Source organism: Pseudovibrio sp. Ad46 (assembly GCF_001623065.1).
Lineage (GTDB): Bacteria > Pseudomonadota > Alphaproteobacteria > Rhizobiales > Stappiaceae > Pseudovibrio.
The window spans coordinates 1-12,812 of record NZ_LMCG01000080.1; the positions used below are offsets into that span (position 1 = coordinate 1).

Consider the following 12,812-nt stretch of genomic DNA (forward strand, 5'->3'; position numbering starts at 1 on the left):
TGTTCTGCACAACTGTGATGTCGATGTCGTTCACAACTGGCACATCATTGGTGCCGTTGATCGTCACCGTCACTGTCTTGGTGATCACACCGCCATTGCCATCATCGATCGTGTAGGTGAACGTGTCAGTCGCTGTCTCACCAACGCTCAGATGAATGAACGCATCGCCGCAATCATAGGAGAACGTGCCATCGCCATTGTTGATCACAACACCAACTGTGGTGCTGTTGTCGATCGTGATGATGTGCGTGTCGTTCACATCAACATCACTAAAGTCAGCGTTGATGATCACAACATTGGTGTTCTGCACAACTGTGATGTCGATGTCGTTCACAACTGGCACATCATTGGTGCCGTTGATCGTCACCGTCACTGTCTTGGTGATCACACCGCCATTGCCATCATCGATCGTGTAGGTGAACGTGTCGGTTGCGGTCTCGCCTGCTCCTAAATCATCAAACTGACCATTTGGATTATAGTGAAACTTGCCATCGATAAGAGACACTTCACCAGCTGTGTCTGCAGCATCAAACGTGATCGTATGCGTATCTGAGTGATCAGGATCTACAAACTCTGGTGTAATCTCCAAGATGCTATCTTCTGAAGTCGCAACTTCAATATCAGAAACGACCGGAGCGTCATTGGTTCCGACAATCGTCACAATCACAGGGTGTGTAGCTGTTCCGCCAACTCCATCACTTAGCTCAACAGTAAAGGTGAGCTTAACCTGCTCATCTGTTGCCAGGTAGTCAAATACTGTAGACGCCGCAGAGAAGGTAAGATTAATGCGCCCGTCGACACTACCTTCAGAAGAAGTAACATCTGTCACTTTAAGCAGAGCAGTTAGTTCAGAATTGCTTAGAGTAGAAAGGCCGGATGCGACACCCGTAAAACTCACTGATGATACATTAGCACTATGGTCTGCATCCGCTATATCGGCATCAGAAAAGGCCAACTCCAAACTGTCTGAAATTATAGAATTATCAGTGCTTTCTTCGAGGGCAAGTTCATTGGAAAGGTGTACATAATTGCCAACAACATCGCGTTTGAAGGCATAAACTGCGCCCGCCTTTAATGCTGTGAGATCATTGTCAGGCGCACCAATGTAAACTGTTCCATCACTGCCAATATTGATGTATTTCCCAAAAGTACCTTCAGAGTCTCCATCAGGTGCCACTAGCTTGGTAGAAATATATCCACCTACCCCATCAGGGCTAAACACATAAGCAAAGCCTTCGGTGTTCAAACCAGGTTCAGCACCAACAACAATGACGCCGTCATTTCCGATCGCAATCGCGGTTCCGACTCTGTCTAGTAATGAAGCACCCTCTATTGGCAGTTCAACAGCTTCACCATATGTTCCATCTTCAGCGGGAATGTAAACGTAGGCGGAGCCTGAATCATACAGATCGGCATCAGCGCCTTTTGCGCCAACTACAATCACACCTTGTTCATTTACGCTTATTGAGTTGCCAAACTGGTCGTCTGTTGCCCCCTCTGGTAACATCAGCTTTACTGGTGCGTCATAGAGGCCATCAGCATTTTCCTGATAAACATAAATAGCACCGCTGTTAACGTTATTACCATTATCTGCGGGAGCTCCGACCACCAGAAGCCCAGCACCATTAATATCGAGAGACTGTCCAAAAGACGCCTCTGCAACTGCCTCAGGCGCTTCTAACTGTTGTAGAACATATTCGCCGTCAGCATTTGGTGTAAAGATTTGAACAACACCAGATGGCTCCATTCCGCTATCAATGGCCAAAGGCGCCCCAGTAATGATTACTCCATCGTTTCTTATCGCAACGGCGCTGCCAAAAGCGCTTGCGACACTACTATCATCAGCAAGCTTTATGGCTTCTCCATAGGTACCATTTTCATCAGGTAAATAAACATACAACGCACCGCCTAGACCATCAACTTTTTCCCCCACGACCACGGCACCGGAATCATTGATTGCAATAGATATTTCAAATTTACCTGGGGCAGTATCTACCGGAAGCGTCAGCTTCGTTTCAACATAACCACCTTGCCCATCTGGCTGACGAACCAACAAAGCGCCATCGTTAGGGCCAAGCTCATTTGGAGCACCAAAAACTACAGTGCCTAAGGCATTCACAGCGATAGCAGAGCCAAGTCCGTCTAAAAATGAACCATTTGCATCAAGCAAAAGCTCTGAAGAGGAAATTACCTCAACTGGACCAAATTCAGGTGCGTTGTTGGACGGTGCCGCAGAAACAGAATCAGACATGCTAACCTCAAAGAAATCAATAAATTCTCCGAGACGCTTTCATGTAGAAAATCCGATATCAAATTGGATTTAATTCTCAATTTACTCAAAGTGACTTCAGAAGACCCCATCGATGAAAGCGCTTCACTCCTTTAGAAACCCAGAGTTGAACGGGGCCATACACACTCACTTCAACAGGTTTTTCCGTTATCAAAAGAACCTATCAATATATCTATTTCCTGAGCGCACTTATGAGGCTATCTAATTGATTTTGAATAAGATTCAATAAAACATTGAACCTTGGTGGAAATTTTTAATTCATCCGGAGCAGCATATAACTCCGATCCAATTGCACTCATTCAAATATCAGGGAGATCTAGATGCTGATGCTCTGAAATTTGAATAAAATATGCATTTACTATGCATTATTATTCTTCAAACATTAAAAAAACTAATGATATTTAAACTGCAATTTTTGGTTGATATTTTATATTTCACTTCTCATAGTTGATATTGTTTGTTGGGTGAACTGCAAGTCGGTGAAAATATCACCATCAAATGCGACACTCACAACAGCGTCAACGCCAATAATTTAAAAGGAGTAATTGGAGGATTTGGAAGGACAAGCATTGCTTTCAAACGCTCTCATTTGCTTACATAGTGCTGACACAAGGCACAAAAGCAAAAAGCTCCCGGAAGGGAGCTTTGCTAAACCTCTTTATATACCATGAGGTTAAATGGTGAGCCCGCACGGGTTCGAACCGTGGACCTACTGATTAAAAGTCAGTTGCTCTACCAGCTGAGCTACGGGCTCACTAAACACGAGACGTTTGTTGGTGGGTGCATAGGGATTCGAACCCTAGACCGGCTGATTAAGAGTCAGCTGCTCTACCAACTGAGCTATACACCCAAAACGTTTCCCGCCGAAGCGATGGCGGGTGTATATAAAGCCTTTAGCAAGAGCGCAAGGCCCTAGGTGCAACTTTTCAAAAATGTCTTGTGTAAAGTAAACTTATCCCAGACTAACCTATGCAAATCTACGAATTTTCGCAGCACAAACACAATTCAGAAGTGCGAAACGCGAAAAAACACCGCAAATTTCACAAGACTGACCTCTTATCAATTAGTCCAACGCAAATTTTTCATCAAACAACCAACTACGGGCCACCCCAGCTCTCCTTATCAGTCAGAGGCGTGCACTGCAGCTAAAGTGGCCCCGCCAGCATCGCACTGCAAAATCCTGTATTTCTGCGGGTTCGCTCAAGTGCAACAGTTGCGCCTGGAAAAGCCAATACAAACAGAGCGAGTAGGACTTTCCGCCACGCAACTTCTGCAAAGCACGCTGACTATTGCAGATAACTCAAGGAAACGAGAGGTCTTTGCGGCGCAACATTAAGAAGAAGCCACTTGACGCTTTTACGTATCTAAGCCTAATCTCACCCCGAATTTCAGAGTTTACCTGAGCGATTCAATGGTGAAGCGCGGTAATCTCTTACACGGTTGGAATTATGTTAAGGGAGAGTGGAGCCCTGAGGCTCCCAATACCAGAATGCAAACTTCAATTCTTCTTATCGTGGTGGGACGCGCGTCGCCGGAGTGAGCTAGCTCACTCGGAACGGTTAGACGCGCACAAGGAGCCAAACGGCTCCTTTTTTTATGGCTAATTCGCAGCGATGTTTAAAAGAGCACCCCTGCAAAACAAACAGTCGGATTGATTGCACACCCTTCAATCAGGCAAAACGAGCAGATACAGGCAACAAGGACTTGATGATGCAACGGGAGATGACAGGCGCTGAAATGGTTCTCCAGGCGCTGAAGGACAACGGGGTGGAACATGTATTTGGATACCCTGGTGGTGCAGTTCTACCCATTTATGATGAGCTGATCCAGCAGGATGCGATCCAGCACATCCTTGTCCGTCACGAGCAAGGCGCAGGCCATGCTGCTGAAGGCTATGCACGCTCTACCGGAAAAGCCGGCATTGCTCTGGTGACCTCTGGTCCGGGCGCAACCAACATGGTGACTGCCCTGACAGACGCCATGCTCGATTCCATCCCTATGGTCTGCATCACTGGTCAGGTCCCAACCAACCTTGTTGGGTCAGATGCGTTCCAGGAATGTGACACCGTTGGCATCACCCGCCCGTGCACCAAGCACAACTGGCTGGTGAAGGACGTTGATGATCTGCCTCGCATTCTCCATGAAGCATTTTATGTTGCACAATCTGGTCGTCCAGGCCCTGTTGTTGTCGATATTCCAAAGGATGTGCAGTTTGCCACCGGCACCTATGAAGGCCCGCAGGCAAACCCGAGCAACCACAAAAGCTATCGCCCGCAGCTGAAAGGCGACATGACTGCCATTCGCGCAGCTGTTGAGCTGATGTCAAAAGCCAAACGCCCTGTGTTCTATACAGGCGGCGGCGTCATCAACTCCGGCGCAGCTGCAAGCCAGCTGCTGCGTGAACTGGTGGATCAGACAGGCTTCCCGATTACATCCACCCTGATGGGTCTGGGCGCTTATCCTGCATCCGGTGAGCAGTGGCTCGGTATGCTGGGCATGCACGGCACCTATGAAGCCAATATGGCTATGCACGATTGTGATCTGATGATCTGTATCGGTGCACGCTTTGACGACCGCATCACAGGCCGTCTGGACGCATTCTCACCGAACTCCACCAAGATTCACGTGGACATCGATCCATCCTCCATCAGCAAGATCGTTCATGTTGACCTGCCGATTGTTGGCGATGTGGCTCACGTTCTGGAAGACATGGTTCGCATCTGGCGCGCCTCCAGCTTCCGCTCTCAACCAGAGCTAAAGGAATGGCAGACACAGATCGCCAAGTGGCGCGCACGCGATTGCTTGTCTTACCGCCACAGCGATGATGTCATCATGCCTCAGTACGCATTGCAGCGTCTGAACGCAGCCATCAAAGGCCGCAAGGATGTTTACATCTCCACCGAGGTTGGACAGCACCAGATGTGGGCGGCGCAGTACCTTGGCTTTGAATCGCCAAATCACTGGCTGACTTCAGGTGGCTTTGGCACAATGGGGTATGGCCTGCCAGCAGCTATTGGCGCACAGGTTGCTCATCCAGACGGGCTGTGTATCAACGTTGCAGGCGATGCTTCCATCCTGATGAACATTCAGGAAATGTCGACAGCCGTTCAGCATGGTCTGGCCCCGAAAACGTTCATTTTGAACAACTCCTATATGGGTATGGTTCGCCAGTGGCAGCAGCTGCTGCACGGCAACCGCCTCTCCCACTCCTACACGGACAGCCTGCCTGACTTCGTGAAACTGGCAGAAGCTTACGGTGGCAAAGGCATTCGTGTCACCAAACCGGGTGAACTGGATGACGCCATTCAGGAAATGATTGAAACACCTGGCCCGGTTCTGTTTGATTGCTGCGTCGCTCAGCTGACCAACTGCTTTCCAATGATCCCATCAGGCAAAGCCCACAACGAAATGTTGTTGCCAGATGAAGCAACTGATGAAGCCGTTGCAAACGCCATCGACACCGCTGGCAAGTCATTGGTATAGGTAAGCTGGGAGAACCATTATGAACGCACAGAAAACAGACGCTCTATCGGCCTATTTCCTAGCCGAAACCAGCGATGTCCTCGAAACACATACCCTATCTATCATTGTAGACAATGAACCGGGTGTTCTTGCCCGCGTGATTGGCCTGTACTCTGGCCGTGGCTACAACATTGACAGTCTCAGTGTTTCTGAAACGGAGCACGAGAAGCACGTTTCCCGTATCACGATTGTGACCACAGGTACTCCTCAGATCATCGAGCAGATCCGCCACCAGCTGGATCGCCTTGTACCGGTGCATATCGTCCGGGATCTGACCGTTGCAGCACGCAACTCCAATCAGGAAAAGCCGCTTGAGCGAGAGCTGGCACTGATCAAGGTGCGTGGTGAAGGAGACAAACGTCTGGAGGCCCTGCGTCTGTCAGAAGCTTTCAGGGCAACTGTCATTGATGCAACCATTGATCACTTCGTTTTCGAGATCACAGGCCGCACCAATAAAATCGATCAGTTCATCGAAATCCTGACACCACTGGGTCTTGTTGAGGTTTCACGTACGGGCGTTGCCGCACTTTCACGTGGGTCCCAAGGTCTTAAAGACTTGCAGGATGAAATTTAACAGTTAGAGGACAATTTTGTCCTATTGATATTGAGCGGCGTCTTTTGCAAGTCTGTGAAGACGCCGTTTTATTTTGATAATCTAGAGCGTATCCCCGACAGGTGGGAACCGGTTCTCGGATAAGGGTACGTGAAGAATAAAAAGTCAGAGCATGGCGTATAAAGGCGACATGCCCTGACTCAAAAAAGAGTATGCCCCATGAAGACGCCTAGCCGCTTATCCGTCAACGTAAACGCTGTAGCAGTTCTGCGAAATCGTCGCGACGTTCCGTGGCCAAGCGTGACGCATCTGGCAGCCCTCGCCCTCAATGCAGGCGCCAAAGGCATCACCGTGCACCCACGCCCGGATGAGCGCCATATTCGCCGCACAGATGTTGAAGACATTTCCAAAATGCTACGTGAGGAGCTGCATGGCAAAGAGCTGTGCCTCGAAGGCTATCCGGATGAGCGCTTCATGGAGTTGGTGGAGCAAACCCGCCCGACGCAGGTTCTGTTTGTACCAGACGACCCGTCCCAGCAAACCTCAGACCACGGCTGGGATTTCTCCCAAAACATGGATCTCCTGAAAGAAGCCATCAGCACTGCGAAGTCCTGGGGCGTGCGCACATCACTCTTCGTGGATCCGGAACCAAGCCAGCCAGCTCTTGCAGCTGAAGCAGGCGCTGAGCGTATCGAGATTTACACCGGCCCTTATGGAGCCTGTCACTCTGACAAGGAAGCCGAAAAGGTCGAGCTGGAGAAAGTCGTTGCTACCGCAGAAGCGGCAAGAACAGCGGGTCTGCTGGTCAATGCAGGACACGACCTCACCGTTGAGAACCTGCCAGCTCTGATTGAGCGCGTGCCATACATCTCAGAGGTCTCTATTGGCCACGGTTTCACTGCCGACGCTCTGGAACACGGCTTCACCCAAAGCGTTCGCCGTTTCCGCCACGCCCTTGGTGAGCCGACAGAACTCTAAGAATTAACTTGTTTCAAAGAAGAGCCTGCTGTGATCCGTTATAGCAGGCTTTTTTGTATATGGCTGCTGAATTCAAACCCCTTCAAAATACCGCAGAAACTCAAAACTGGTGATGTCCTTCTCAATCCATGCTTTGAACGCCTTCAGCTCATTCTCCCGGCTACGTGCATACTGATCCGCCAGCGACGCCCCCAAGGCCTCCTTCACAAATTCACTCTCCCGGAAGAGCTCCAGTGACGCTTCTAATGATCGCGGCAACTTCTCCAAGGTTTCATCCTTACCCGGATCACCAATCAGCATTGCCGGTGGCTCCTCCCCTTTACGAAGCCCCTCCAGCCCAGCGGCAGCAATCAAAGGCACGATGATATACGGATGGGTGTCAGCCCCCGGACACCGATGCTCCAAGCGGACCGCTTGCGGGTCAGGACTGGAAATCACGCGCACCGCACTCACGCGGTGCTCATCTCCCCAACACACTTCTTCAGGACAACCAGTAAATCGGGAAAGCCTGCGATACGAGTTGATCGTTGGCCGAAACGCCAGATGAGACGCTTGCATCTGCTCCAGAAGCCCGGCCACAAAGAACCTCCCCCGCTCACTCAGCACCGCCTCCCGATCATAAAATACATTGTGCCCCATCTCGTCATAGAGGCTGATGTGCACGTGGGTTCCGCACGCAGAATCCTGACCCATTGGCTGATAACGGGCCATGAAGGTCGCAATCAGATCATGCTCCCGGCACAGCTCTTTCAGGTGATGACGTGCTCGTACTGCATTGTCAGCAGCTTGCAGTGGTGAAGTCGGCGACAAGGCAATCTCATACATGCCCCAACCAATCTCACTCTCCATTGAGGAAACCCCAATGCCAAGCGAGTCCATACGCGCACGAAACGCTTCCATCAGGTCCATGTAGTCCGGATCACGGTTGACTGAGTCATATTGCAAGGAATGACCAAACGGCTTGAGCTTATGGTGGTGTCCCGCTTCAACTAATGCCCGGTCAAAATGAAAGATCCCTAGCTCAAACTCCATTCCAATCTTCATGGTGAGTTTCAGCTCGGCAAGTTTTTCTTCCAGCATCTCCAGCGGACGCCGCAAATCCAATGAAAAACGCGCACCATTCCGCTCATAACAATTCAGCAGAACCTCTGAAATCTCAGGTCGCCACCCCAGCTGAAACAGCGTGTTGCCATCTGCCAGACTGTGCAAATTGCCAAAGCCGGTGTGATACCAGACGTGCGGAGATTCGTAGATCTGCTCACCAGCAGGCTGCCCGTCTCCGTGAGGAATAAGATAGAGCGAGGAGTTGGTGGAACACCCCTTCTCCAACCCATCCAGAGGCTGAAGCCGGCACCGCAAAAGCCCGTTCATATCTGGCACCTGCGTGATAACCGAATGTACGCCCCGCTGCCTCAACTGCGCGATTTGCTTGGCCAGCCCTTCCTTTGAGGCGGTTTGCTGTTCCCAAAATGTCGTCATGCCTGATCCACTCCAAGATGTACAAAGCACCTTAAAGTCAACGCTGATTGCAAAACATGGAAGAATTTGGCGACCTTTAAACTAAATCTCGCATCTGCATAAGTTGCAAGTAAATCCTCAAGACTACCTAAGCAGTGTAATTGGTACACAGGTGCATCGGCTGGAATTATCGACAAAAACCACATCAAGCCTATGAAATGATGGAAATAAGTGCCCCCATACCCACCGTGCAGATCAGCAACACTCGTAGAGATAACTAATAGTTTATTGCGAGAAAATTGTAAGGATACGGATTTCTGCTAGGTTGGACATTCCCTAAGGACACCCCATCAAGAATAATAGAAACATGCGCTCTTTATACCTCCTAGCTATCCCCATGGCTCTTGCCGCACATCCCCTAAGTGCACAAGAAGCCAACCACCAAACAGAAGCTCCACGAGAGCTTAACGCAGGCGGTTTTGTCGGCGTCAACGTTGGTCGCTCTTTCTTTGAGGCTGATCAGATCGACACGAAAGATCAGGAACCAAACACCCTTGGCTTCTATGGATCTTACGCTCTGCCACTCTTCCAGCAGTTCAGCCTGCAGGTAGATGGAGATCTCGAATACTACCAGTTCGACACCAAGGACGGTGACAACACCCTCCGCGACGGTCTGGGAGCAGTCCACTTTGCTTACAAAGACCCACAGCAAGGCTTGTTCGGTGTCTTCGGTGGCGGCGGTGTAACCGTTGACGGCGGAGACGACACCTCCACAAAGACCTTCCAGTTCATTGGTGTTGAAGGCCAGTATTACCTTCAGGACATCACCCTGTTCAGTCAGGCTGGCTTCCTTGATGGTGATGACGACCAGAACGAGACCATCGACAACGGCCTGTTTGCCCGTGGTGGCGCAAGCTACTACTTCACACCAAACACCAAGTTGACCGGCTCTCTGTCTTACGTCAGTGGTGATCGCTACAATCGTCCAAACCCGGGTGATGCGCGTGATGGTGAAGTTAACATCTTCAGCTGGGGTGCCGAGTTCAAGCAAAGCTTCACCGCTCTGCCAGTTGGTCTCAGTGCTTCCTACAGCGGCCATGACTTCCAGATCAAAGGTGATGAATCCGACGAACCGGTCATTCATGAGTTCCGTTTTGGCGCATTCTTCCAGTTCGGCACCACAACACTACAGGAAAACGACCGCACAGCAGCAGGCTCTGATCTGCCACAGCTGAAACGTTGGATTTCCCTCTCAACCAACGAAGTCGACTAAGCCTTCGAGATAAGGCTGGGCTATGTAGTAATACGCTATTACCCGCTCAGCCTCTTCCCTTGCTAGGTTTCCCTCGCAGTCACATCTGGGAGGGAAACATGTCTGCCAAAAAAGTGCTTATGATCACCGGTGACTTCACCGAGGATTACGAAACCATGGTGCCGTTTCAGACCTTAGGCGCCGTTGGTCATGATGTTCACGCCGTTTGCCCGGATAAAAAAGCAGGCGATACCGTCGCAACATCCATCCATGACTTTGAAGGTGACCAGACCTACACCGAAAAACGCGGTCACAACTTCACACTCAACGCCAGTTTTGACGCCATCAACCCGGCCGATTATGACGCACTCGTCATTCCCGGTGGCCGTGCACCAGAATATCTGCGCCTGAACCCAGCCGTTCTGGAGATGGTGCGTCACTTCTTCAAAGAGAACAAACCGGTCGCAGCCATCTGCCACGGTGCTCAGCTTCTCTCTGCTGCTGGCGTGTTAGAGGGCAGAACCTGCTCTGCCTATCCGGCCTGCGCACCAGAGGTCACCATGTCCGGCGGCAAATTCGCTGACATCGACGTGGCTGACGCAGTCACTGATGGCAACCTTATAACAGCACCAGCATGGCCTGCTCATCCAGCATGGCTCAAGCAGTTCCTTGCTCTGCTGAACCAGCCTGCTTATGCTTAAGAAGCAGCACTAGACAATTGCGGAGGGGACCATGTGTGAGCTTTTCATCAAAGCAGATACTGACCTGTGGGAGAGTACAACACGCTCCCTTCGCATTGACCGTATGGTCACCAGCGTGCGGTTGGAAACTTACTTCTGGACCATCCTTGAAGAGATCGCTAAGCGTGACGACATGTCCGTTGGCCAGCTTCTGACACGTCTGCACAATGAACCCATCGAAGCAGGACATGACCTGGGCAACTTCACCAGCTTCCTGCGTGTATGTTGCCTCCGCTATCTCTCGTTACAGGTGACAGAGGATATCCCAAAGGACAAATCCGTCCCGATCAGCACTCTCAATGCTCCTCAGTTGCTGAAGAACGAACGCGCCTATCGGGCACAAACACGTGCCATAGAAAACGCAAATTAGGCTCCCCTCACCTTTTTCAGCGAGAGAAGCCAATCAACTGCTATGCAAAGACAAAGTCTTCAGCGCTCAGGCTATGAGTGAACAACCATCCCGTATCCACCTCCAGCACATCATTACCGTAGGATATGGTGATCCATCCTCCCAAAACTGTCTCATCGATATCCAGCTCTGAAAAGGAGCTCACACCAGCTGCGGAAAGATCAATGGTGTCCTCGCCAGCATCGAAGTCATCAATCACATCCTTCACACCATCATCCACAAAGCAAAACGTGTCGGCACCATCTCCCCCAACAAGGAAGTCACGGCCCGCACCATCCCGCAATACGTCGTTGCCGTCACCACCTTCCAGAATGTCATCTCCTGCACCACCAAGCAGCCGGTCATTGCCATCTTCCCCGCGCAGATGATCATCACCAGCAAACCCTTCCAACGCATCATCACCATCATTCCCGCGCAGCAGGTCATTGGAGGTTGATCCGAGGATGTAGGCATCCTGTCCATGGTGGCCGGTTGGGTCCAGCAGAACTGGAATATCCTCAACCCACGTATCATCACGTTTCTGATCAGAAAGCCCGGAGATAATCACCACGCTGTCCCGGTTCATCTCGCTATAGAACGCCGAGGCGTTGATGGCATTGAATGCCGTGCTGTAGTTGAAAGGCAGATGCGCCGACCAGCTCGGCAGGTTGAGCAATCCGCCCCCATCCCAAAACAGCGGTGTATCATACCAATCATTGAAAATGACGATATTGCTGGTGTCGTAGCCGTAGTCCGTATCGTTACCCGTCAAATCCAGACCATCAGACGAGATCGTCGAGGGCACCGGATCGTTTTCCAGATCAAAGCTGAAAAGCTCAGCCCCGCTGTCTAGAACAGCCGCACCATCCTCCGGCGTATAATGGCTGGCAAACGCCATGTAATTGGCATCCACAAAGAAGCAATCCAGCCAGTCATTGCTGCGCTCTGCCATGTTGGCAACAGCACCGCCACCCAGCGAATGGCCTGTCACAACCAGATCGCTGCCATCCAGTCCATGCCCAACCATGAAATCCTTCAGCGCAGCAAGCAGCCCGCCGAACGCTTCTTCAACGTAATGCGGTTCATCCTTGAAGAACTCAAGATAGTCGATCACATCCCCAATCGTGTCGGTAACAATGTTGTCCAATGTCCCCGTCGTTCCACGAAACGCCAGCGCAACCTGCGTGATGTTGCCTTTTTCATCATACTTGGCCAACACGTCTGCCTGAGCATCTTTGAACTTGAACGTCTCCCCCTGAAACGTCCCGTTGTGATCAATGATTGCACCATCATAGCCAAGATCAGCAGCAGAAAGGACCGTCCATCCCTTCTCCTCAATCCTGTCACGTGCCGCTTGTTCACTCTCCCCGCTCAACAATCCGGCTTGATCTTCAGTTCCCCAAAGAGTTCCGACCAGTGTTCCCAGCGAGAACCCGTTGGCTTGATACGCACTCCCAAGCGCATCATCCAGCCCGTGATAACTATAAAGCATCAAGTCCAAAGCATCAGACATGAGCTGTCGCGCGTCATTCCCTTTATACTCAAATAAAGACATCATCCCTCCCGAATGCAAAGCAACTACATCCTGAAGGAAAACGCTGGTCTCACAATAACCAATAGTAGGACTATGA

Annotated in this window: 9 protein-coding genes and 2 tRNA genes; 6 read left to right on the top strand and 5 right to left on the bottom strand. The window is 50.7% G+C overall.

Features of this window, described 5'->3' with window-relative positions; all coding sequences use genetic code 11:
* From PsAD46_RS23400 to PsAD46_RS23410, 3 genes are all read right to left on the bottom strand, one after another.
* Nucleotides 1–2,251 (bottom strand): VCBS domain-containing protein (locus PsAD46_RS23400; RefSeq protein ID WP_193776992.1); only part of this gene is annotated, 2,251 nt, incomplete at its 3' end.
* A gap of 717 nt (nt 2,252–2,968) precedes the next feature.
* Nucleotides 2,969–3,044 (bottom strand) — tRNA-Lys (locus PsAD46_RS23405).
* Nucleotides 3,045–3,064: 20 nt separating this feature from the next.
* Nucleotides 3,065–3,140, bottom strand: a tRNA-Lys gene (locus PsAD46_RS23410).
* 860 nt (nt 3,141–4,000) lie between these two features.
* On the opposite strand from PsAD46_RS23410, the gene PsAD46_RS23415 reads away from it, so the two are divergent.
* The 3 genes from PsAD46_RS23415 (at nt 4,001) to PsAD46_RS23425 (ending at nt 7,343) form a co-directional block, all read left to right on the top strand.
* Nucleotides 4,001–5,773, top strand: a complete 1,773-nt coding sequence (locus PsAD46_RS23415; RefSeq protein ID WP_063308133.1) for an acetolactate synthase 3 large subunit — start codon at nt 4,001–4,003, stop codon at nt 5,771–5,773.
* A 19-nt stretch (nt 5,774–5,792) separates the two neighbouring features.
* The gene (gene ilvN / locus PsAD46_RS23420) at nt 5,793–6,386 is read left to right on the top strand and encodes an acetolactate synthase small subunit (RefSeq protein ID WP_063293857.1); all 594 of its coding nucleotides are present in this window, start codon (nt 5,793–5,795) and stop codon (nt 6,384–6,386) included.
* 198 nt (nt 6,387–6,584) lie between these two features.
* Nucleotides 6,585–7,343 (top strand): pyridoxine 5'-phosphate synthase, encoded by a 759-nt coding sequence (locus PsAD46_RS23425; protein ID WP_063293858.1) that lies wholly within the window; start codon nt 6,585–6,587, stop codon nt 7,341–7,343.
* A gap of 72 nt (nt 7,344–7,415) precedes the next feature.
* Here PsAD46_RS23425 and PsAD46_RS23430 read toward each other — a convergent pair whose 3' ends face one another.
* A complete protein-coding gene (locus tag PsAD46_RS23430) occupies nt 7,416–8,822 on the bottom strand; it encodes a glutamine synthetase family protein (RefSeq protein ID WP_063293859.1) in 1,407 nt (468 codons plus the stop codon).
* A 376-nt stretch (nt 8,823–9,198) separates the two neighbouring features.
* Between PsAD46_RS23430 and PsAD46_RS23435 the strand changes: the two genes are divergently transcribed.
* From PsAD46_RS23435 to PsAD46_RS23445, 3 genes are all read left to right on the top strand, one after another.
* Nucleotides 9,199–10,074, top strand: a complete 876-nt coding sequence (locus tag PsAD46_RS23435) for a hypothetical protein (protein ID WP_208981999.1) — start codon at nt 9,199–9,201, stop codon at nt 10,072–10,074.
* 98 nt (nt 10,075–10,172) lie between these two features.
* A complete protein-coding gene (locus PsAD46_RS23440; protein ID WP_063293861.1) occupies nt 10,173–10,754 on the top strand; it encodes a DJ-1/PfpI family protein in 582 nt (193 codons plus the stop codon).
* Between the two features lie 31 nt (nt 10,755–10,785).
* On the top strand, nt 10,786–11,163 hold the full coding sequence (locus PsAD46_RS23445) for a ribbon-helix-helix domain-containing protein (protein ID WP_063293862.1): 378 nt from the start codon (nt 10,786–10,788) through the stop codon (nt 11,161–11,163).
* Nucleotides 11,164–11,203: 40 nt separating this feature from the next.
* Here the strand turns inward: PsAD46_RS23445 and PsAD46_RS28770 are convergent, their stop codons facing one another.
* Complete coding sequence (locus tag PsAD46_RS28770) at nt 11,204–12,736, bottom strand: triacylglycerol lipase (RefSeq protein ID WP_275078139.1); 1,533 nt, start codon at nt 12,734–12,736, stop codon at nt 11,204–11,206.
* Between the last annotated feature and the right edge of the window lie 76 nt (nt 12,737–12,812).

Excerpts from the sequence above, each read along its gene's own strand:
- PsAD46_RS23415 (WP_063308133.1), top strand. The coding sequence starts at position 4,001 with ATGCAACGGGAGATGACAGGCGCTGAAATGGTTCTCCAGGCGCTGAAG.
- ilvN (WP_063293857.1), top strand. The coding sequence starts at position 5,793 with ATGAACGCACAGAAAACAGACGCTCTATCGGCCTATTTCCTAGCCGAA.
- PsAD46_RS23425 (WP_063293858.1), top strand. The coding sequence starts at position 6,585 with ATGAAGACGCCTAGCCGCTTATCCGTCAACGTAAACGCTGTAGCAGTT.
- PsAD46_RS23430 (WP_063293859.1), bottom strand. The coding sequence starts at position 8,822 with ATGACGACATTTTGGGAACAGCAAACCGCCTCAAAGGAAGGGCTGGCC.
- PsAD46_RS23435 (WP_208981999.1), top strand. The coding sequence starts at position 9,199 with ATGGCTCTTGCCGCACATCCCCTAAGTGCACAAGAAGCCAACCACCAA.
- PsAD46_RS23440 (WP_063293861.1), top strand. The coding sequence starts at position 10,173 with ATGTCTGCCAAAAAAGTGCTTATGATCACCGGTGACTTCACCGAGGAT.
- PsAD46_RS23445 (WP_063293862.1), top strand. The coding sequence starts at position 10,786 with ATGTGTGAGCTTTTCATCAAAGCAGATACTGACCTGTGGGAGAGTACA.
- PsAD46_RS28770 (WP_275078139.1), bottom strand. The coding sequence starts at position 12,736 with ATGTCTTTATTTGAGTATAAAGGGAATGACGCGCGACAGCTCATGTCT.